At 73.4% G+C, this 19,822-nt stretch carries 14 protein-coding genes and 2 pseudogenes; 7 read left to right on the top strand and 9 right to left on the bottom strand.

The genetic code is table 11. The annotated features are described in order from the left end of the window. Nucleotides 1–244: 244 nt before the first annotated feature. Together ACIP84_RS24245 and ACIP84_RS24240 are read left to right on the top strand one after the other, a co-directional pair. Nucleotides 245–1,270 carry an ATP-dependent 6-phosphofructokinase gene (locus ACIP84_RS24245; RefSeq protein WP_355957738.1) on the top strand — a complete coding sequence of 342 codons (1,026 nt, stop codon included), beginning with the start codon at nt 245–247 and terminating at the stop codon, nt 1,268–1,270. 377 nt (nt 1,271–1,647) lie between these two features. After that, nucleotides 1,648–2,778, top strand: coding sequence for a helix-turn-helix domain-containing protein (locus ACIP84_RS24240; RefSeq protein WP_401800198.1), 1,131 nt, complete (start codon nt 1,648–1,650; stop codon nt 2,776–2,778). Between the two features lie 57 nt (nt 2,779–2,835). Here the strand turns inward: ACIP84_RS24240 and ACIP84_RS24235 are convergent, their stop codons facing one another. From ACIP84_RS24235 to ACIP84_RS24220, 4 genes and pseudogenes are all read right to left on the bottom strand, one after another. Continuing rightward, entirely contained in the window at nt 2,836–3,576 is a 741-nt protein-coding gene (locus tag ACIP84_RS24235) for a tyrosine-protein phosphatase (protein WP_401800196.1), read from the bottom strand. Between the two features lie 78 nt (nt 3,577–3,654). Next, nucleotides 3,655–4,266 carry a helix-turn-helix transcriptional regulator gene (locus ACIP84_RS24230; RefSeq protein WP_355957875.1) on the bottom strand — a complete coding sequence of 204 codons (612 nt, stop codon included), beginning with the start codon at nt 4,264–4,266 and terminating at the stop codon, nt 3,655–3,657. A 178-nt stretch (nt 4,267–4,444) separates the two neighbouring features. Continuing rightward, complete coding sequence (locus ACIP84_RS24225) at nt 4,445–5,140, bottom strand: response regulator (RefSeq protein WP_401800193.1); 696 nt, start codon at nt 5,138–5,140, stop codon at nt 4,445–4,447. 392 nt (nt 5,141–5,532) lie between these two features. Beyond that, a pseudogene (locus tag ACIP84_RS24220) lies at nt 5,533–7,122 on the bottom strand (ATP-binding protein); the annotation flags it as partial. 151 nt (nt 7,123–7,273) lie between these two features. Between ACIP84_RS24220 and ACIP84_RS24215 the strand changes: the two are divergent. Next, a complete protein-coding gene (locus ACIP84_RS24215) occupies nt 7,274–8,689 on the top strand; it encodes a cation:dicarboxylate symporter family transporter (protein WP_401800190.1) in 1,416 nt (471 codons plus the stop codon). A gap of 171 nt (nt 8,690–8,860) precedes the next feature. On the opposite strand, the gene ACIP84_RS24210 is transcribed toward ACIP84_RS24215, so the two are convergent. Beyond that, on the bottom strand, nt 8,861–9,730 hold the full coding sequence (locus tag ACIP84_RS24210; RefSeq protein WP_401800530.1) for an aldo/keto reductase: 870 nt from the start codon (nt 9,728–9,730) through the stop codon (nt 8,861–8,863). A gap of 11 nt (nt 9,731–9,741) precedes the next feature. Next, on the bottom strand, nt 9,742–10,713 hold the full coding sequence (locus ACIP84_RS24205; RefSeq protein WP_401800187.1) for an NAD-dependent epimerase/dehydratase family protein: 972 nt from the start codon (nt 10,711–10,713) through the stop codon (nt 9,742–9,744). Between the two features lie 77 nt (nt 10,714–10,790). Between ACIP84_RS24205 and ACIP84_RS24200 the strand changes: the two are divergent. The 4 genes and pseudogenes from ACIP84_RS24200 (at nt 10,791) to ACIP84_RS24185 (ending at nt 14,523) form a co-directional block, all read left to right on the top strand. Then, nucleotides 10,791–11,326 (top strand): annotated as a pseudogene (locus ACIP84_RS24200) (Lrp/AsnC family transcriptional regulator). A gap of 29 nt (nt 11,327–11,355) precedes the next feature. After that, nucleotides 11,356–11,790 carry a MerR family transcriptional regulator gene (locus tag ACIP84_RS24195; RefSeq protein ID WP_073913216.1) on the top strand — a complete coding sequence of 145 codons (435 nt, stop codon included), beginning with the start codon at nt 11,356–11,358 and terminating at the stop codon, nt 11,788–11,790. Further along, on the top strand, nt 11,787–12,125 hold the full coding sequence (locus ACIP84_RS24190) for a thioredoxin domain-containing protein (protein WP_355957759.1): 339 nt from the start codon (nt 11,787–11,789) through the stop codon (nt 12,123–12,125). The genes ACIP84_RS24195 and ACIP84_RS24190 overlap by 4 nt, the downstream gene beginning before the upstream one ends. A 154-nt stretch (nt 12,126–12,279) precedes the next feature. Continuing rightward, nucleotides 12,280–14,523: a HelD family protein gene (locus ACIP84_RS24185; protein ID WP_401800184.1), complete on the top strand. Its 2,244-nt coding sequence runs from the start codon at nt 12,280–12,282 to the stop codon at nt 14,521–14,523. On the opposite strand, the gene ACIP84_RS24180 is transcribed toward ACIP84_RS24185, so the two are convergent. The 3 genes from ACIP84_RS24180 to ACIP84_RS24170 all read right to left on the bottom strand — a co-directional run bounded on the left by ACIP84_RS24180 (nt 14,498) and on the right by ACIP84_RS24170 (nt 19,606). Continuing rightward, a complete protein-coding gene (locus tag ACIP84_RS24180) occupies nt 14,498–15,436 on the bottom strand; it encodes a ScbA/BarX family gamma-butyrolactone biosynthesis protein (protein WP_401800182.1) in 939 nt (312 codons plus the stop codon). The two genes, ACIP84_RS24185 and ACIP84_RS24180, sit on opposite strands and share 26 nt — an antisense overlap. Before the next feature lie 151 nt (nt 15,437–15,587). After that, nucleotides 15,588–17,870, bottom strand: a complete 2,283-nt coding sequence (glgB, locus tag ACIP84_RS24175) for a 1,4-alpha-glucan branching enzyme (protein ID WP_401800180.1) — start codon at nt 17,868–17,870, stop codon at nt 15,588–15,590. A 386-nt stretch (nt 17,871–18,256) separates the two neighbouring features. Then, nucleotides 18,257–19,606: a maltokinase gene (locus ACIP84_RS24170; protein WP_401800178.1), complete on the bottom strand. Its 1,350-nt coding sequence runs from the start codon at nt 19,604–19,606 to the stop codon at nt 18,257–18,259. Between the last annotated feature and the right edge of the window lie 216 nt (nt 19,607–19,822).

Raw genomic sequence — 19,822 nt, 5'->3', positions numbered from 1 at the left:
CATCCCTCGCGTCAACCGACTGTGCTCAGAAAGCCCCGATAGGGCGGCATTACCCCCTTGACAATACCCCCGCCGATGGTTAGGTCGCCCGCCGGACGAAGGGCCCGGAACGCCGGGACGAAAGGCCCTGGCGAGTGCCCGGGGCAAGGACGCGCGGAGCGGCCGCGAGCGCGCCCCTCAGGCCGGGCGTGTGAGAATCGCTCTGGCTCATCAAGGAACGCGACCGAGCAGGAGACACAGCACGATGCGCATCGGAGTTCTCACCGCAGGCGGCGACTGCCCCGGCCTGAACGCAGTGATCCGGTCGGTCGTGCACCGGGCGCTCACCGGCCACGACGACGAGGTCATCGGCTTCGAGGACGGCTTCAAGGGCCTCCTCGACGGCCACTACCGCCCCCTCGACCTCAACGCCGTCAGCGGCATCCTGGCCCGCGGCGGCACCATCCTCGGCTCCGCGCGTCTGGAGCGGAACCGGCTGGCCGAGGCCGCCGAATCCGCCCCCGACCTGGCCCGCGAGTACGGCATCGACGTCCTCATCCCGATCGGCGGCGAAGGCACCCTGACCGCCGCCCGGATGCTCTCCGACGCCGGCATGCCCGTCGTCGGCGTCCCGAAGACGATCGACAACGACATCTCGTCCACGGACCGCACCTTCGGCTTCGACACCGCCGTCGGCGTCGCCACCGAGGCCATGGACCGTCTCAAGACCACCGCCGAGTCCCACCAGCGGGTGATGGTCGTCGAGGTGATGGGCCGCCACGCCGGCTGGATCGCCCTGGAGTCCGGCATGGCCGGCGGCGCGCACGGCATCTGCCTCCCCGAGCGGCCCTTCGAGGTCGACGACCTGGTCAAGATGGTCGAGGAGCGCTTCGCCCGCGGCAAGAAGTTCGCCGTCATCTGCGTCGCCGAAGGCGCCCATCCGGTCGAGGGCTCGATGGAGTACAAGAAGGGCGAGATCGACCAGTTCGGCCACGAGCGCTTCCAGGGCATCGGCAACCAGCTCGCCGTCGAGCTGGAGCGGCGCCTCGGCAAGGAGGCCCGCCCGGTCATCCTCGGCCACGTCCAGCGCGGCGGCACGCCGACCGCGTACGACCGGGTGCTCGCGACCCGCTTCGGCTGGCACGCGGTGGAGGCAGCGCACCGCGGCGATTTCGGCCGCATGACGGCGCTGCGCGGCACGGGCGTCGAGATGGTGCCGCTGGCCGAGGCGGTCACCCGCCTCAAGACGGTCCCGGAGGACCGCATCCGCGAGGCGGAGTCCGTCTTCTAGGGCTTCGGGGCTCCAGGGCTTCCCGGGACGCCTGTCCGTCCGGCCCTGTTCTTACGACCCTGTCCGTACGGCCCTGTTCTTACGACCCTGTTCGTACGGCCCCGTCCTTACGACCCTGTCCGTACGACCCTGCCGTCGGGACCTCCGTCCCGACCCGTCCCGGATTCCCGCCGGGACCCCGACACACCCGAGTGGCCCCGACCGTCCCCCCGTGGACGGTCGGGGCCACTCCGCTGTGCTCGGCATCACCCCTGGAAACGCCGGGTTCCACTCTTGAGCCGGAGCGTGCGATCAACAAGGCTTGGGGCTTGTCCCGGACATGTCCCAACCCCTGTCCGGCGGAGTTCGGCGGGCCCGTTCGAAGGGAAGAGGCGCGGATGACACCGGGGCGGCACACCCCTGACCCACGCGAGGCACGCACCCCCGCCGAGTTCCTCGCGCGCCTCCAGGCCCTCAAGGACTGGTCGGGCCTGACCTACCGCGAGCTCTCAGCCCGGGCGGAGGCACACGGGGACGTCCTGCCCCGGTCCACCGTGGCGAACATGCTGGCCCGCGCGACCCTGCCCCGCGAGGAACTCCTGACCGCCTTCGTCCGCGCCTGCGGAGTGACACCGGCCGAACTGGAGGAGTGGCGGACGGTACGGGGGGAGCTGGCGGGACGGGGGGCGTACGGGGACGGCGCGGCGGACGCGGACGCGGGTGCGGAACCTCCGGACGGCGACGAGAGCGCCGGGGCCGAGAGCGCCGGGGCGCCCGCCGACCCGGGGGCGGCGGGTCCGACCGCGGTCCCCGACCCGGCGGAGACGGCCGGCCCGCCGCCCGCCTGGCCCGGGCACGAGGCCGAGGCCGCAGCCGCCCCGCAGGACGGTTTCGGCACCCCGTCCGGGGCCCCTCCCGGCACCTCGTCCCGCATACGGCGCGCGCTCGTCGCCGCCGTCGCCGTGGCCGGGCTGGTCCTCGCCGGGGCCAGCGTCGTCGCCCTCCTCCGCGACGGCGGCGCCGGCCGCGCGGGTCAGCCGCCCCGCACCCCCGCCGCCGCGGCCCCCGCCGTGGGAGACGTACGCATCCGGGTGAGCGGCACCGACTTCTGCCTCGCCGAACGGCGCGGCACCCGCACCGGACAGGTCCATCAGGTGCCGTGCGCGGAGTCGGACTTCCCCCTCTACTCCCTCGCGACGGTGGGCACCGGCCGGTGGAGGATCGTCTCCGACCACCCCGACTTCGGCCCCGGCTGCTCCGGGATACCCTCCGGCGGCCGGATACCCGACTCCGCGTACGAGGACTCCGAGTGCGGGGACCCGAGCCGCGTCGAGGCCTTCGCCCTGGAGCCGTACGGCGCTCCCGGAGGGCCCGTCCGCGGCTACCGGATCGTCCCGGTCGGCTCCGCGACCCCCGGCACCTGCGTCACCGTCGTCGGCGACCGCAAAGCGGCCTGGGCGAAGCTGGCCCAGGCGCCCTGCACCCCGGACGCGGCCGGCCAGCTCTTCTCCTTCGAGCGGCGGGACTGAGCGCGAGCGCGAGCGGGGGCGGGGGAGCGGGAAAGAGAACAGTGCCCGGGACGGGGGTCAGGGCGACTCGACCAGTCGGGCCCTGAGTGCCGTCACCACCGCCGGGTCGAGCCCGACGTGGCCGGTGACGTACGCGTCCACGGAGCCGTACCGCGCGCGCAGGTCCGCGAGGAAGAGCCGGATGATGTCGGCGGGCGCCCGGCCGTAGCCAGGCCAGCGCAGTTCGCGGCCGGGGTGGGAGGCCCGCCAGTCGGCGATCAGCCGCTCCGTGGCCAGCTCGGTGAGCGCGAAGTCCGCGAGGATCTCCTCGTCCGGAACGCCCAGGAGGGCGAGGACGACGGCGGCGAGCAGCCCCGTACGGTCCTTCCCGGACGCGCAGTGGAAGACGAGCGGGCCGTCGGCGGAGGCGATCACCTCCAGGGCCGCACGGAGTTCCACCGCGCCGTCCTCGGCGACCTCGGCGAACCGGTCGGCGAGATAGCGCCAGGGGTCGAGGTCCGGGTCGATCTCCGCCTGGTCGTAGGGGCGGTGCTCGATGGAGAGGTTGTGCCAGGAGACGTCCTCGGTCTCCGGGAGGCGGCCCTTGGCGGCGATCTCCCACGGGTAGCGCAGGTCGATCACCGTGGTCACGTCGAGCGCGCGGAAGCGCTCCAGATCGGCGGGGTCGGCGTCCGCCAGTTTGGCGAGGGAGTCGGAGCGGTAGAGGGTCTCCCACCGCACGGTCCCGCCGTCGGCGGTCCGATAGCCGCCCAGGTCACGGAAGTTGTGGAGTCGTTCGAAAGGTATGTGTCGTCTCACGGCGCCAATGTACGGGCCAGGATGCGGAATTCGGTGCTCCGGCAGCGGGGTGGCCTCCGGGATCCGAAGGGGCGCCGGCTAGGCGCCGACGGCGGCCCAGAAGTGCCCGGTGATCTCGTCGAGATAGGCGCGGCCCTCGTCGCCGGTGCCGGCCGAGGCGCCCCAGCTGCTGGTCGCCGCCATCCGGGCGTGGTACTCGGTGTGCAGCCGCTGCAGGGCGTACTCCAGGGTCTTCCTGGGCAGCGGCAGCATCTTCACGGCCGGTTTCACGTATGCCTGCCAGCGGTGGGTGGTGGCGGCGTCCCGCAGCAGCTCCGCGAGGGACTCGTCGCCGCCGGTGGCGGTGATCAGGGCGCGCGGGCCGAGACCGAGCACCTCGGCGAGGGCGGCCGTCTGGCGTTCGGTGCCGCGCCAGCGGCCCTCGTCCTCCATCCGCTGGTACGCCTGGGCCGAGACGCCGACCCGCCGGGCCAGCTCCTCGGCGGCGAGGCCGCGCGTCATCCGGTGCTCGCGGAGGGTGGAGGCGGCGGCGATGAGCTCGGCGGGGGCACACCACAGGACGCCCGCGAGGGCGGTGAGCTCCTGTTCGCTGGGGAGGGCCCGGCCGCGTTCCCACGCGACGACGGCGTCGGGGGTGACGAAGAGGCCGTACTGCGCGCGCAGGCCGTACGCGACGTGACCGGGGGTCATGCCGAGACCCTCGCGGAAGCGCCGCGCGGCGAGGGCGTTGAAGGGTGGTGAGGGTTGGTGCACCCGGTCAACGTAGGTGCGGAGGGTGACGGCGGGCTACGGTGCGTTCCCCCAAACATGAGAAGTCGTAGGAACGTGGGAACCGGTCGGTAACCGCCGGTGGTGGCGGAGAAGACGATCAGTGACCGCGGGCGGGGCCGTCGAGCCAGCGGTACTGGAGCTCCGGCCGCCCGATCTGGCCGTACTGCGGGGCGCGCACGGCCCGGCCCTCGGTCACCAGGTGTTCGAGATAACGGCGCGCGGTGATCCGGGAGATCCCGACGGCCGCGCCGGCCTCGGCGGCGGTGAGCCCGGCCGGGGTGGACCGGAGGGTCCGGGTGACGGACTCCAGGGTGGGCGCGCTCAGGCCCTTCGGCAGGGTGGTGGGGTGCGGGGCCCGGAGGGTGGCGAGCGCCCGGTCGACCTCGTCCTGCCCGGAGGCCTCGCCCGCCGTCGCCCGGAACTCGGCGTACCGGGCGAGCCGGTCCCGCAGGGTCGCGAAGGCGAAGGGCTTGAGGACGTACTGGACGACGCCGAGCGAGACGCCCTCGCGGACGATCGCCAGGTCGCGGGCGGAGGTCACGGCGATGACGTCGGCGGAATGCCCGGCGGCGCGCAGCGCGCGCAGCAGCTGGAGGCCGTGGCCGTCCGGGAGGTAGAGGTCGAGCAGGATCAGATCGACGGGCGTCCGCTCGAGCAGGCGTACGGCGGCGGCCCGGGAGTGGGCGACGCCGACGACGGTGAACCCGTCGACGCGCCCGGCGTAGAGGGCATGGGCGTCGGCGGCGACGGGATCGTCCTCGACGACGAGCACCCGCAGGGGAAGCGTGCTCACGAGACCACCTCGGAGGGGCCGACGGGGGGTGTACCCGTGCCGGGGCCGGCGCCGGGCACGGGGGCCGTGTCCGGTCCGGGGGCCGTCGTGCTCGGGCGGGTGGCCGTGTCGGGGCCGGGGGCCGGGCTCGTGCCGAGGGTGGCGCTGGGCGTGCGGGCCGTGTCCGGGCCGGGGGCGGCCGTGCTCGGGCGGGTGGCCGTGTCCGGGCCGGGGGCCGTACCGGATCCCGGGCTGCCCGGCCCGGCGGCCGTGCCGGGCGCGGTCGTCGTGCCCGGCGGGCCCTCGCGTGGCACCGGCACCGGCACCGGCCCCGACGTCGGCACCGGCCCCGCCACCGGCCCCGCCACCGGCCCCGGCCCCGCCACCGCCACCGCCACCGCCACCGGCCCCGGCGTCGGCAGCGGGAGGCGGACCGTGAAGGCCGCACCGCCCTCCACCGCGTCCGTCACGTCCAGCGTGCCCGCCGCGCGGGACACCGCCTGGCCCACCAGCGCCAGGCCCAGGCCCCGGCCCGGGCCCCTGGTGCTCCAGCCCCGGCCGAGGACCGCGTCGCGGTCGGCCGGGCGGACGCCGGGGCCGTTGTCGGCGACCCGGAGGAGCAGTTCGCCGTCTCCCGCGCGTGCCGCGACCGTGACCGTCACGCGGGCGTGCGGGGTGCCGCCCGCCGCCTCCACCGCGTTGTCGATGAGGTTGCCGAGGATCGTCACCAGGTCCCGGGACGGCAGCGCCGACGGCACCAGGCCGTCGTCGATGCGGCTGTCCTCCGTCAGGACCAGCTCCACGCCCCGCTCGTTCGCCTGCGCCGCCTTGCCGAGCAGCAGCGCCGCGAGCACCGGCTCCCCGACGGCGTCCACGACCCGGTCCGTGAGCGCCTGGGCCAGTTCCAGCTCCGCCGTCGCGAACTCCACCGCCTCCGCCACCCGGCCCAGTTCGATGAGCGACACGACCGTGTGCAGCCGGTTCGCCGCCTCGTGGGCCTGCGAGCGGAGCGCCTCCGTGAACCCCCGCTCCGAGTCCAACTCTCCCGACAGGGCCTGCAGTTCCGTACGGTCCCGGAGCGTGGCGACCGTGCCGCGTCGCTCCCCGCCCACCACCGGCCGGGTGTTGACCACCAGCACCCGGTCCGCCGTCAGATGCGTCTCGTCGACCCGCGGCTCCGAGGACAGCAGCGCGCCGGTCAGCGTCGCAGGGAGGCCGAGTTCCGCCGCCGGCCGGCCGACGACCCCCTCGTCCAGGCCCAGCAGCTCCCGCGCCCCGTCGTTGATGAGCGCGATCCGCCGCCGCCCGTCGAGCATCACGAGGCCCTCGCGGACCGCGTGCAGCGCGGCCTCGTGGTAGTCGTGCATCCGGCTCAGCTCCGTCGCGTTCATGCCGTGCGTGTGCCGCCGCAGTCGCGCGTTGATCACGTACGTCCCCGCCCCGCCGAGCGCGAGCGCCGCGCCCGCCATGCCGAGCAGCGCGGTGACCTGCTCCCGTACCTGCTCACTGATCTTCTCGATCGTGATGCCCGCGCTGACCAGCGCCACGACCCGGCCGCCGCCGTCGAAGACCGGCGCCACCGTCCGTACGGAGGGGCCGAGCACCCCCAGGTGGGTCTCGGAGTGGGTCCGGCCCGCCGCCGCCTCCTCGATGTGTCCGAGGTACGTCCGGCCGATCTGCTCCGGCTCGGGGTGGGTCCAGCGCGTGCCGTCCGGCGCCATGATCACCACGAAGGCCACGCCCGCGTGGCGGCGCAGTGCCTCGGCGTACGGCTGGAGCACCGCCGTCGGGTCGGCGGACCGCGCCGCGGCGACGACGGACGGGGAGTCGGCGACGGCGGCGGCGGTCGCGGTGGCCTGGCGCCGCGCGTTCTCCTCGGCCTGGGCCCGGTCCGTGACGTATGCGAAGACCGCGCACCCGGCCACGACGACGGCCACGAGCACGACCTGCATCGCGAAGAGCTGGCCGGCCAGGCTGCGGGGGTGGGGGAGGGGGAAACGCATGCGGGTAAGTGTGCACGTGGGACGGTGCGCCGACGCATTGCGTTCCCGAATCGTTCCCTCGCCACCCTCCGCGGCCGCCCCCCCGTCCGCCGCGTCCGAACGGTTCGGTCGTGAACGAAACGTACGTAACGGTGACCCCGGTCACAGGCTGATGGATGCTCTCGGAGTCCACCGGGACGTGGACACCCATCAGCACGAGGAGGACCCCGTGGCCGCAAGACGGGACCGTACGCACTATCTGTACCTGGCCGTGATCGGAGCCGTGGTGCTCGGCATCGTGGTCGGATTCCTGGCGCCCGGCGTCGCCGTCGAGCTGAAGCCGCTGGGCACCGGCTTCGTCAATCTGATCAAGATGATGATCTCGCCGATCATCTTCTGCACGATCGTGCTCGGCGTCGGATCGGTCCGGAAGGCCGCGAAGGTCGGCGCCGTGGGCGGTCTCGCCCTCGGCTACTTCCTCCTCATGTCCACCGTCGCCCTCGCGATCGGCCTCGTCGTCGGCAACATCCTGGAGCCCGGCTCCGGGCTGCACCTCACCAAGGAACTGGCCGAGGCCGGCGCCAAGCAGGCCGAGGGCGCGAGCGAGTCCACGCCGGACTTCCTCCTCGGGATCATCCCCACGACCATCGTCTCCGCCTTCACCGAGGGCGAGGTCCTCCAGACCCTCCTCGTCGCGCTGCTCGCCGGCTTCGCGCTCCAGGCCATGGGGGCGGCGGGCGAACCGGTCCTGCGCGGCATCGGGCACATCCAGCGGCTCGTCTTCCGGATCCTCGGCATGATCATGTGGGCCGCCCCGGTCGGCGCGTTCGGCGCGATCGCGGCCGTCGTCGGCGCGACCGGCGTCGACGCGCTGAAGTCCCTCGCCGTCATCATGATCGGCTTCTATCTGACCTGCGCGATCTTCGTGTTCGTGGTCCTCGGGACGCTTCTCCGGCTGGTCGCCGGGCTCAACATCTGGACCCTCCTCACGTACCTGGGCCGCGAGTTCCTGCTGATCCTCTCCACCTCCTCGTCCGAGTCCGCGCTGCCGCGGCTCATCGCGAAGATGGAGCACCTGGGTGTCAGCAAGCCGGTCGTCGGCATCACCGTGCCGACCGGCTACTCCTTCAACCTCGACGGCACCGCGATCTACCTCACGATGGCCTCGCTCTTCGTCGCCGAGGCGATGGGCGACCCGCTCTCCGTCGGTGAGCAGATCTCCCTCCTCGTCTTCATGATCATCGCCTCGAAGGGTGCGGCGGGCGTCACCGGCGCCGGTCTCGCCACCCTCGCGGGCGGCCTCCAGTCGCACCGGCCCGAGCTGGTCGACGGGGTGGGCCTGATCGTCGGCATCGACCGCTTCATGAGCGAGGCGCGTGCGCTGACCAACTTCGCGGGCAACGCGGTCGCGACGGTGCTCGTCGGGACGTGGACGAAGGAGATCGACAAGGAGCGGGTGGCGGAGGTGCTGGCCGGGCGGCTGCCGTTCGACGAGAAGACGCTGGTCGACGACCATGCGCCGGCTCCCGCGGAGGTCCCGGACCAGCGGGCGGAGGAGGGGGAGGAGAAGGCCCGGGCGGGCGTCTGACGACGGGCCGCGGGGCGGGATCGCCGCGCGGGGTCCGGGGCGGAGCCCGGTTCGGAAACGGGCAGGGTGGGGAACAGCCCCCCACAGTCAGGTCCCGGGCCTTGAGCCGGATCCGGGGCCCGAGGGAAGGGCGCCTCCGCGCGGGGGCGCCCTTGCCGCGTTGCCCCGACCTCACCCCCCGTCCAGCTCCCCCACCTCCTCCGCCGTCAGGACCAACGCCCCCGCCGCCGCCGAGTCCCGGGCCGACTCCGGCCGGCTCGCCCCCGGGATCGGCAGGACCGTCTCCGAGCGGGCGAGCGACCACGCCAGGGCCACCCGCTGCGGGCTGACCCCCCGCGCCCGCGCCACCCGGTGGAAGGCCGCGAACTCCGGGTCCTCCTGCTGGGCGGAGGGGCCGTCCAGGGAGCTGCGCGAGATGCCGCCCAGCGGGCTCCACGGCAGGAAGGCAAGGCCCAGCTCCGCGCAGAGCCGCAACTCCGCCTCGCTCGTGCGGACCGCCGGTGAGTAGCGGTTCTGCACCGAGACCAGCCGGTCGCCCAGGATCTCGCGGGCGAGCAGGATCTGCTCGACGCCGACGTTGGAGACCCCTGCCAGCCGCACCGTTCCCGCGTCCAGCAACTCCCTTATCGCTCCCAGGGATTCGGCGTACGGGACGGCCGGGTCCGGCTTGTGGAGCTGGTAGAGGCCGATCGGCGTGGAGCCGAGCCGGCGCGCCGACGCCTCGGCCGCCCGCCTCAGGTGCTCGGGCCGGCCGTCGACGGTCCAGCCGCCGTCCGCCGTCCGGCCCCGGCCGCCCTTCGTCGCCACGAGTACGCCGTCCGCGCCGCCTCCGTACGAGGCGAGGGCCCGTGCCACGAGCAGTTCGCCCTCCCCGGGGGTGCCGGTCGGCGGGTGGTAGGAGTCGGCGGTGTCGAGCAGGGTCACGCCCGCGTCGAGGGCGGCGTGCACGGTGGCCACGGCCCGCGCCTCGTCCGGCCGGCCTTCGACGGAGAGCGGCATGGTGCCGAGGCCGACGGCCCCGACCCGTACGTCTCCCAGCATCCGGTGGCGCGTCACGTCGTCACCTCGCCGACCGTCTCGGCCACGGCGTCCGCGAGCCATGCGGAGGAGTGGGAGAAGGTATAACCGAGGCCGACTGCGCGGGAGTTGTCCATTCCGTACGAGCGGGAGAAGGAGAACGGCGAGATCTCGCCGACCTCCACCTCCCGGAAGACGGTCCGGCCGCCGACCCGGCGCTCGATCTCGGCGCAGATCTCGGCCGTGGTCAGCGGCCCGTGGGAATGGGCGTTCACCGGGCCGGTGAAGTCCGCTCCGACCGCCGCCCAGGCGAGGAAGGCGGCGATCTCCTCGACGTACACATAGGTCGCCGGACGGTTCACGACCGGTACGGCGATCGGCTCGCCCGCCCGGATGCGCCGCGCGTAGTGGTCGAGCCGGCCGGTGAAGTCGTCGGCGCCGCCCAGCACATGGGCCACCCGCACCGACGCCCACGCGAACGGCGGACCGCCGCCGTCGGCGGCCGCGCCCGCCCCGCCGCCCCCATCCGCGCCCGTACCCGGGCCCGCACCCGCACCCGCGAAGACCGCCTCCGCCTGCCGCTTCCCCTCCCCGTAGTGCGCCTCGCGGAACTCCGGGTCCTCCCAGGCCGCGCCCGTGTCGACGGTGACCGTGCCCAGGTCGAGGGCGTCCTCGGCGACGGGTGCGGCGGAGTCCTCGTACTCGTACACCTCCACCGTCGACGTCATCACATAGCGCCGGGTGCGCGCCGCGAAGACGCGTCGGGCGATCTCCGCCTGGCGCGGGGTGTAGCAGACCTGGTCCACGACGACGTCGAAGGAGCGGCCCGCGAGAACGGACTCCAGCGCGGTCTCGTCGTCGCGGTCGGCGACGAGGTGCTCGATTCCGTCCGGCGCTCCGGAAGAGCCCCGGTTGAGGATCGTGACCCGATGCCCGGATTCCCTCAGCAGGGCGATGAGCCGCTTTCCGAAATAGCGGTTCCCACCGATGACCAGTACGTCCTTCATTGCCGTCCCACCGTCCCAACTCCCTTGCTCCACCCCTCAAGTGTTACGTTCGCCGTTCGCCGTCTGAAGGGGGAGACATGGGAGTGCAGGCAGTCGCACCGAAGGAACCACGGCATTCGCGGACGGCCACCGACGAAACCTCGGTGGCCGTTTTCGACGCCGTCGACCGGCAGATCGTGGACCTCCTCCAGAGCGACGGCCGCATCAAGCTCAGCGAGCTCGGCCGCCGCGTCCGGCTCAGCCCCGCGGCCGTCACCGAGCGGGTCCGCCGCCTGGAGGCGAGGGGCGCGATCACCGGCTACGGCGCCCATGTCTCGCCGGCCCGCCTCGGTTACGGCATCCAGGCCTTCATCCGGGTGAATCCGCACGGCGGCTACACCCTGAAGCACCCCGCACCCTGGAACTGATCGCGCGCCCCGAGATCCTGGAGGTCCACCACGTGGTCGGCGAGGACTGCTGGATCCTCAAGGTCGCCGTCACCGACACCGTCCACCTCGAAGACGTCCTGGAGCAGACGTCGGCGCTCGGCCGGACCACGACCTCGATCGTGCTCTCGTCCCCGGTGGAACGGAAACCGCTGCTGCCGCCCGCCCCCGCCCCGTCCTTGCCTTGACGTGGGCGTCAAGGCCTACGGTCGTGGACATGCGCATCGGAGAGCTCGCCGAGCGGGCCGGAACGACCACGCGGACTCTGCGGTACTACGAGTCCCGTGGCCTGCTGGCCGCCCGGCGGACGGAGAACGGCTACCGCACGTACGACGAGGACGACCTGCGCCTCCTCCAGCAGATCAGGACCCTGCAGGACTTCGGGTTCGAGCTGGAGGAGACGCGGCCGTTCGTCGACTGCCTGCGCGCCGGGCATCCGGCGGGGGACTCCTGTCCCGCGTCGATCGCCGTCTACCGGCGGAAGGTCGCCGAGCTGGACGGACTGATCGCACAGCTCCAGGCGGTACGCGCCGAGGTGGGCGCGCAGCTGCTGCGGGCCGAGGCGGAGCTGCCGCACGGCCCGGAGCCCCGGTGCGAGCTCGGTGCGGAGTGGGACACGGAAGCGGCGACGACGGAGGGACGGCAAGGATGAGGACGTACGCGGAGGGCGTGGCCGAGGTCACCGACGCGGAGTTCGGTACGGAGGTGCTGGCCGCCGAGCTGCCGGTCCTGGTGAAGTTCACCGCGGAGTGGTGCGGACCGTGCCGGCAGCTGACGCCGGTGCTGGCGGCCATCGCCGCGGAGGAGGCGGAGCGGCTCCGGATCGTGGAGATCGACGTCGACCGGAACCCGGAGACGACGGTGAGGTACGGCGTCCTGGCGACGCCCACCCTCATGGTCTTCCGGGCGGGCGAGCCCGTGAAGTCGATCGTCGGCGCCCGCCCGAAGCGCCGCCTGCTGCAGGAGCTGGAGGACGTCCTCGCCTAAGGGGACCCCGACAGTTCGGCAGGGCACACAGAAATACCCCGACTACAATTGACAGTCGGGGTATTTCATCGCGTATATTGAGGGATTCTGCGCCCGGAATCACCACAGGCGCAGAGAAGTTCAATAAACGCACTGTATCGCGCCGGGAGTCGAATTGTCAACCGAGGAATTTCGGAACGAGCAGCAATTCATCACCGATCTCTACACACGACTCGACGACCTGAGGGACCAGGCCGAGGCCGCCGTCGAGCGGGCCCTGCGTACCCCTGGGGCCGGCGGCAACCAGGGCCGGCTCGAACGCGACGTCATGGTCGCCGAGCAGTCCGGGCTGCTCGCCGCGCTCAACGCGGGGGAGAGCGGGCTCTGTTTCGGCCGGCTCGTCTTCAAGGACGGGCGCGACCACCACATCGGCCGGCTCGGCATCCGCGAGGACGACCCGAACCGCACCCCGCTGGTCGTCGACTGGCGCGCCGATGTCGCCCGCCCCTTCTACCTCGCCACCGGGTACGAGCCGATGGGGCTCTCCCGCCGCCGGCACATCAGCACCCTCGGCCGGACGGTCACGGCACTCCACGACGAGGTGCTCGACCTCGGCGACGCCACCCGCACCGGGCACGAGAACCGCGACGCCGACGAGGTGCTGCTCGCCGCGCTCGACGCCGCCCGCACCGGCCGGATGCACGACATCGTGCAGACCATCCAGGCCGAGCAGGACGGCATCATCCGCTCGCCGCACCGCGGGGTCCTGGTCGTCGAGGGCGGCCCGGGCACCGGCAAGACGGCGGTCGCCCTGCACCGCGCCGCCTACCTCCTCTACGCGCACCGCGAGCAGCTCGCCAAGCGGGCCGTCCTCATCGTCGGCCCCAACCCGGCCTTCCTCGGCTACATCGGCAACGTCCTGCCCTCGCTCGGCGAGACCGGCGTCCTCCTCGCCACCCCCGCCGAGCTGTTCCCCGGCGTCCGCGCCACCGGCACCGACACCTCCCGCGCCGCCGCCGTCAAGGGCTCCGCCACCATGGCGGAAGCCCTCGCCGCGGCCGTACGGGACCGCCAGCAGGTCCCCGAGCGCGGCGAACCGCTGATCGTCCCGCACGAGGACGGCGACCTGGTCATCGACTGGGACATGGCCCTGGAGGCCCGCCACAAGGCCCGCGAGACGGCCCTCCCGCACAACCTGGCCCGCCCGTACTTCGTCTTCCGGATCCTCGACGCGCTCGCCGAACAGCTCGCCGACCGGATCGGCGCCGATCCCTACGGCGGCCCCAACTTCCTCGGCCCCGACGACATCGCCCTGCTCGCCAAGGGCATCGCGGGGAACCCCGAGGTGTACGCGGCGATCGACACCCTCTGGCCCGCGCTCACCCCGCACGACTTCCTCGCCGACTACCTGGCCGAACCCACCCACCTCGACGAGGCCGACGCCCGGGAGATCCGGCGCGAGGGCGGCCCCTGGACCCCCGCCGACGTGCCGCTGCTCGACGAGGCCGCCGAACTCCTCGGCGAGGACGACTCCGCGGTCCGCGCCGCCGAGGAGGCCGAACGGCAGAAGCAGATCCAGTACGCGCAGGGCGTCCTCGACGTCTCCTACGCCTCCCGCACCTACGAGTTCGAGGACAAGGAGGAGCACGACAAGGACGCGTCCGAGGTCCTCTCGGCCCACGACATCATCGACGCCGAGCGCTTCGCCGAGCGCCACGAGGAGGCCGACCACCGCACGGCGGCCGAGCGCGCCGCCGCCGACCGCACCTGGGCTTTCGGGCACATCATCGTCGACGAGGCGCAGGAGCTCTCCGCGATGGCCTGGCGGCTCCTCATGCGCCGCAGCCCCACCCGCTCGATGACCCTGGTCGGCGACCCCGCCCAGACCGGCGACCCGGCCGGAGTCGGCGCCTGGGAGCGGATCCTCGCCCCGTACGTGGAGGACCGCTGGGAGCTGGTGCGCCTCGGCGTCAACTACCGTACGCCCGCCGAGATCATGGCCGTCGCGGCCGAGGTGCGACGGGCCGACGACCCGGGGTTCGAGCCGCCGAGCTCGGTACGGTCCACCGGGGTGGAGCCCTGGGACCGGACGGTGGACGACCCGGTGAAGGAGGCCGCCGACGCGGTGGCGGCCGAGCTGCGCGAAGAGGGCAGGATCGCCGTGATCGCCCCGCCGGAGCTGCACCCGGGACTGATCACCGCGCTGCCCGAGGCCGCGTACGGCCCGGCTCCCGACCTCACCCGGCCGGTCGTGCTGCTCGACCCCCGGCAGGCGAAGGGCCTGGAGTTCGACACCGTGCTGGTCGTCGACCCGGAGAGCATCGTGGCCGGGGCCGTGCACGGGACGAACGACCTGTACGTGGCGCTGACCCGGGCGACCCAGCGGCTCGGGATCATCCGGTCCGCAGCTCGCAGCTGAAGAGCCGCGCACCGTCCTGGTACCCGGTGACCTCGAACGTCCCGGGCCCCTCGGACGTCCCTGCCGTCCCGGCGGACTCCGCCGTCCCCGCCGGGCCCCTGGGCTCCACGCGGAGCAGGCAGGGGCCGCCGTCGAACTCGGCGTACCGGTCGAAACGGATCCGCAGAGCGGCCGGCAGGCAGGGGCGGGGCCACACGGCGGCGGAGACGGCCTGTCGGGCGGCCTCCAGGAAGAGCATCCCCGGTATGTGATCGTTGGGCCGCGGGAAGAGGGTGGGGTGACCGGTGTCGACGACCAGTTCCCACACCCCCTCCCGGCCGGTGGGGGAGAGGAGGACGTCCTCGCGCCTCGCCCGCCCGGCGAGCGGCGCCGGGGCCCGGTGGGTCCAGGGTCCCGGGTGGGCGACGCCGGCCTCGACGTGCCCGCCGCGCAGTCTGCGGTAGGCGGCGCCGCCGGCGAACCGGGCGCGGCCACCGCCCGTCGCCACCACGCGCGCGCCCCGCCGAACGGTCCACTCCACCATCATCTCGGCCAACTGATCGCCGCGTAGGACGAGTTCGACGAACCGGATCTCGATGCCCGGCTCGTCGCCGGCGACGGCGAGGCCCGCCGGGTCACAGGTCAGGAAGATCTCGCCCAGCAGGATGTGCCGGGTCAGCGGAAGCCCGTGGACCGAGTGCAGAAGCGCCATCGTGGCCTGCCGCAGCGTCTCGACGACCAGAAGCGGGTCGTGGCACCGCTCCGCACCCCGGCGGACCGGGGTGAAGAACGGGTGGTCGGTGGGCCAGGCGGCCCGGACCGCGAAGCGGTCCCTCCCGTCGAGCGGTCGCCACTCGACGGGGAAGGTGTCCTCGCCGCGCACCCGATGGCAGAGCTGCGGCGACAGACGCCGCGCGACGGTGTCCTGCATCATTCCCCGCCCTCCGGGCCTGTCGGCCTGATCTGGAGAGCGAAGATATCCGAACAACGGGTGAGATGCCCGAACGCGTGAACCATCAACTGAACGACCGTCAATTATCGGACAGGTAGTGACCTTTTCCGCCCCGCCGGCCCGGGCCCGAAGGCTAGGCCGGGCGCAGCCAGACGGTCGCGAGCGGCGGCAGCGTCATCCGGATGCTGGCCGCACGCCCGTGGTGCGGAACCGATTCCGTCTTCACCGGATCCCGCCCCACCACGTCCCCGCCGCCGTACCGGCCGGCGTCCGTGTTCAGGACCTCCGACCAGGCCACCACCGCGTCCGGCACACCGAGCCGGTAGTCGTGCCGGACGACCGGCGAGAAGTTCGAGACCGCGAGCAGCGGCGAGCCGAAGGCGTCGAAGCGCAGGAACGCGAAGACGTTGTCCTCGGCCGCGTCCCCGACCACCCACTGGAAGCCGTCCGGCACGGTGTCCCGCTCCCACAGCGAAGGCGTCGCCTGGTACACCGTGTTCAGGTCGCGGACGAGATCCCGCACACCCCGGTGGTCCGGTTCCGCCGCGTACGCCGGATCGAGCAGCCACCAGTCCGGCCCGTGGTCCGCCGACCACTCGCCGCCCTGCGCGAACTCCTGCCCCATGTAGAGCAGTTGCTTGCCCGGGTGGGCCCACATGAAGCCGAGGTAGGCACGGTGGTTGGCGCGCTGCTGCCACCAGTCGCCCGGCATCTTCGACACCAGCGACCGCTTGCCGTGCACGACCTCGTCGTGGGAGATCGGCAGGATGTAGTTCTCGCTGTACGCGTACACCATCGAGAACGTCATCTCGTGGTGGTGGTACTTGCGGTGCACCGGCTCCTTCTGCACGTACTCCAGCGAGTCGTGCATCCAGCCCATGTTCCACTTCATGCCGAAGCCCAGACCACCGAAGCCGCCCGGCCCCACCTGGTCCGTCGCCCGCGTCACCCCGTCCCAGGCCGTGGACTCCTCCGCGAACGTCACGATCCCCGGGCAGCGCCGGTACACCGTCGCGTTCATCTCCTGGAGGAAGGCCACCGCGTCCAGGTTCTCCCGCCCGCCGTGCTCGTTCGGCAGCCACTCGCCGTGCTCCCGCGAGTAGTCCAGGTAGAGCATCGACGCCACCGCGTCCACCCGAAGGCCGTCGATGTGGAACTCCTGGCACCAGTACACGGCGTTCGCCACCAGGAAGTTCCGCACCTCCTTGCGGCCGTAGTCGAACTCCAGGGTGCCCCAGTCGGGATGGTGCGAGCGGCGCGGGTCCTCGTGCTCGTACAGCGGCCGCCCGTCGAACTCGGCCAGCGCCCAGTCGTCCTTCGGGAAGTGCGCCGGCACCCAGTCCATCAGGACCCCGATGCCCGCCCGGTGCAGCGCGTCCACCAGGAACCTGAAGTCGTCGGGGGTGCCCATGCGGGCCGTCGGCGCGTAGAAGCCCGTGACCTGGTAGCCCCACGAGCCGCCGAAGGGGTGCTCGGTGACCGGCATCAGCTCCACGTGCGTGAAGCCGAGGTCGCGGACGTACGCGGGCAGCTGCTCGGCCAGCTGCCGGTAGCTCAACCCCGGCCGCCAGGACGGCAGATGGACCTCGTAGACGGAGAGCGGCGCCTCGTGCGGCGGGCGCGCCCCGCGCCGCTCCATCCACTCCGCGTCGTCCCAGGTGTAGTGCGAGGCGGTGACGATCGACGCGGTGTTCGGCGGGCACTCGGTACGGCGGGCCATCGGGTCCGCGCGGACGGTGTGCGTACCGTCGGGCCGCGTGATGTCGTACTTGTAGAGCGCGCCCTCGCCGATCCCCGGCACGAACAGCTCCCACACACCCGTCGAACCCAGCGAGCGCATGGGCAGCCCCGTGCCGTCCCAGTGCGTGAAGTCACCGGTGACGCGGACGCCGCGGGCGTTCGGCGCCCAGACCGCGAAGCGGGTGCCGGCGACTCCGTCGTGGGTCATGGTGTGGGAGCCGAGGGCCGTCCACAGCTCCTCGTGCCGGCCCTCGCCGATCAGGTGCAGGTCGAGGTCGCCGAGCGAGGGCAGGAAGCGGTACGGGTCGTGGACGGCGAGCTCGTCGGGACCGTCGTCGTACCGGACGCGCAGCTCGTACGCGGGGACCTTGCGGAGCAGGGGCAGCAGCCCGGAGAAGATCCCGTCGCCCTCGCTCCGGAGCGGGATCCGCCTGCCCTTCGCCAGGACGGTGACCTCCTTCGCCCATGGGCGCAGCACCCGGATCACCACGCCGCCGCGCACCGGATGCGCGCCGAGCACGCCGTGCGGGTCGTGATGCTCCCCGGCGAGCAGGCGCGCCCGGTCGACCGGGTCGAGCGGGGGGGCCTGGCGGGGGGCGGGCGGCGTGGCGGCGGTCTTGTCCTTCCTGGCTGCTGTGCTGGTGCGGGCCGACTTGCCTGCGGGGCGGGCGGTCACCGGGATGCCTCCTGGGGGTACGGGGGGTATGACTGCGCAACGGCGCGGTACGGGGACGGGACACTCGGCCGAACGGGCGGTGCGTGAGGGTGGTGAGCGGAAAGGCGCTCAGGGCGGGTGCCGCCCACCGGTGGCGCGCGGCAGGCGTCTGCATCGGGCGGTGCCCACCCCGGACACCCCGTCGTGGGCAGTCGTTCCTTCCCGGGGCACTTCGTCCAGGGGGACCCCCGGGCGGGACGATCGCCCACACGGGGGGCGAGGGCGCAGCCCGTACGGCGGGGGGCCGTGCGGGCCCGCGGGGGGTGGGGCCCGGGTGGGGCGCCGGGGGGCTGCCCGCGGGCCCCGGCAGCGTGGTGGCGGTGCCCGCGGCGGGGCCGGGGGCCGCGTCACCGGGGGGCCGAGAGGCGTTCGATGGCGGACATGGGGACCGGGAGCCAGTCCGGCCGGTGCCGGGCCTCGTACACGACCTCGTACACCGCCTTGTCCGTCTCGTAGGCACGCAGCAGCGCCGGATCCGACCGGGGATCCGCCCCCGAGGCCTCCGCGTACCCCGTGCAGAACGCCGCCCGGCTCCGCGCCGCCCATTCCGCGTTCCACGGCCGGTGCGTGCGGGCCGCGTAGTCGAAGGAGCGGAGCATGCCGGCCACGTCGCGGACCGTGGGCTGCGGGCTGCGCCGTTCGTCGAGCGGCTTCGCCGGCTCGCCCTCGAAGTCGATGACGGCCCAGCCGCCGTCGGACCCCCGCAGGGTCTGCCCGAGGTGCAGGTCGCCGTGGATGCGCTGGACGAGCCCGCCGCCGGACGTGCCGCTCGCCGCCTCGAAGACGGCGCGCAGGCCGGGGACGAACGGCAGCAGCGCCGGTACCGCCTGTGCCGCCGCGTGCAGCCGGCGGTCCATCGCGGCCGCCAGCTGCTCGGTCTCGGCGCGGCCGAGCCGACGGGTCGGCAGCGCCTCCGCGAGGGCGAGGTGGACCTCGGCCGTGGCCCGGCCGAGTGCCCGCGCCTCCGCGGTGAAGTCCCGTCCGTCGGCGAGCGCGTCGAGCGCGAGCCGCCATCCGTCGCGGGAGTCCCGCAGGTACGGCTGGAGGACGCCCAGGGTCGCCGCCCCGCTCTCGAACCAGGCGACCGGTGCCGGGACCCGGGCGCAGCCCGCTCCGGCGAGGGCGAGCGGCAGTTCCAGGTCCGGGTTGGCCCCCGGGCTGACCCGGCGGAAGATCTTGAGGATGAACGAATCTCCGTACACCAGGGACGAGTTGGATTGCTCGGCGTCCAGCACGCGGGGGGCCAGGGCGGGCGGGAGCGCCGTCGTGGCGTGGAAGTGCAGGGGGCCGGTCCGGCCCGGGGTGCGCAGTCGCTCGTAGAGGAGGCCGGCGAGCCGCGGGTCGCGCAGCCCTTCGTACACGGCGCGTCCGGCGAGCGGCCCCTGCCGGATCCGCCCGATCAGGGCGGGGGCGAGGCGGGGCGGGAGCTGGGTCCGTACGCCCAGGAGCAGTTGGTAGCAGTCGGCGGGTGTCTCGGCCGGGCGGCCCGGCTGTTCGACCCGTACGAGCAGATGGAGGAGGCCGGGGCCCGCGCCGTCCAGGGGCAGCAGCTCGGTGGCCGCGTCCAGCGTGAATCCGGCGACCCGGCGGCCCTTGCCCGCGAACCAGCGCTGCCGTGGCAGCCATTCGTGGAGCAGGGGAGCGAGGGACGGAAGGAGGGCGTCCGGGGCCCGGGTGGTGGATGCGGTCTCCGGCATGGCATCGCGTCCTTTCCCCGGGGCACGCAGTTGGCTGTCGTATGCGTTCAAATGCGCAGAGTGTCCCGGATGGCGGCTGGGGCTGTCCGGATGTGCGGGACGTGTCGGAAGGGGAAGATCCGTATGGGCCCGGCAAGAAGGCCCGTATGGACCTGAATCGTGCTGCGGAACGTGTGTGGGTCACAGTGCCCAGAGTGGGACGGGAGGAAACCGTCC

Origin of the sequence: Streptomyces sp. NPDC088707 (genome assembly GCF_044752725.1) — a bacterium.
Lineage (GTDB): Bacteria > Actinomycetota > Actinomycetes > Streptomycetales > Streptomycetaceae > Streptomyces.
This window is presented reverse-complemented; position numbering and strand designations above follow the sequence as displayed.

Excerpts from the sequence above, each read along its gene's own strand:
- ACIP84_RS24245 (WP_355957738.1), top strand. The coding sequence starts at position 245 with ATGCGCATCGGAGTTCTCACCGCAGGCGGCGACTGCCCCGGCCTGAAC.
- ACIP84_RS24240 (WP_401800198.1), top strand. The coding sequence starts at position 1,648 with ATGACACCGGGGCGGCACACCCCTGACCCACGCGAGGCACGCACCCCC.
- ACIP84_RS24230 (WP_355957875.1), bottom strand. The coding sequence starts at position 4,266 with ATGACCCCCGGTCACGTCGCGTACGGCCTGCGCGCGCAGTACGGCCTC.
- ACIP84_RS24215 (WP_401800190.1), top strand. The coding sequence starts at position 7,274 with ATGGATGCTCTCGGAGTCCACCGGGACGTGGACACCCATCAGCACGAG.
- ACIP84_RS24210 (WP_401800530.1), bottom strand. The coding sequence starts at position 9,730 with ATGCTGGGAGACGTACGGGTCGGGGCCGTCGGCCTCGGCACCATGCCG.
- ACIP84_RS24205 (WP_401800187.1), bottom strand. The coding sequence starts at position 10,713 with ATGAAGGACGTACTGGTCATCGGTGGGAACCGCTATTTCGGAAAGCGG.
- ACIP84_RS24195 (WP_073913216.1), top strand. The coding sequence starts at position 11,356 with ATGCGCATCGGAGAGCTCGCCGAGCGGGCCGGAACGACCACGCGGACT.
- ACIP84_RS24190 (WP_355957759.1), top strand. The coding sequence starts at position 11,787 with ATGAGGACGTACGCGGAGGGCGTGGCCGAGGTCACCGACGCGGAGTTC.
- ACIP84_RS24180 (WP_401800182.1), bottom strand. The coding sequence starts at position 15,436 with ATGATGCAGGACACCGTCGCGCGGCGTCTGTCGCCGCAGCTCTGCCAT.
- ACIP84_RS24170 (WP_401800178.1), bottom strand. The coding sequence starts at position 19,606 with ATGCCGGAGACCGCATCCACCACCCGGGCCCCGGACGCCCTCCTTCCG.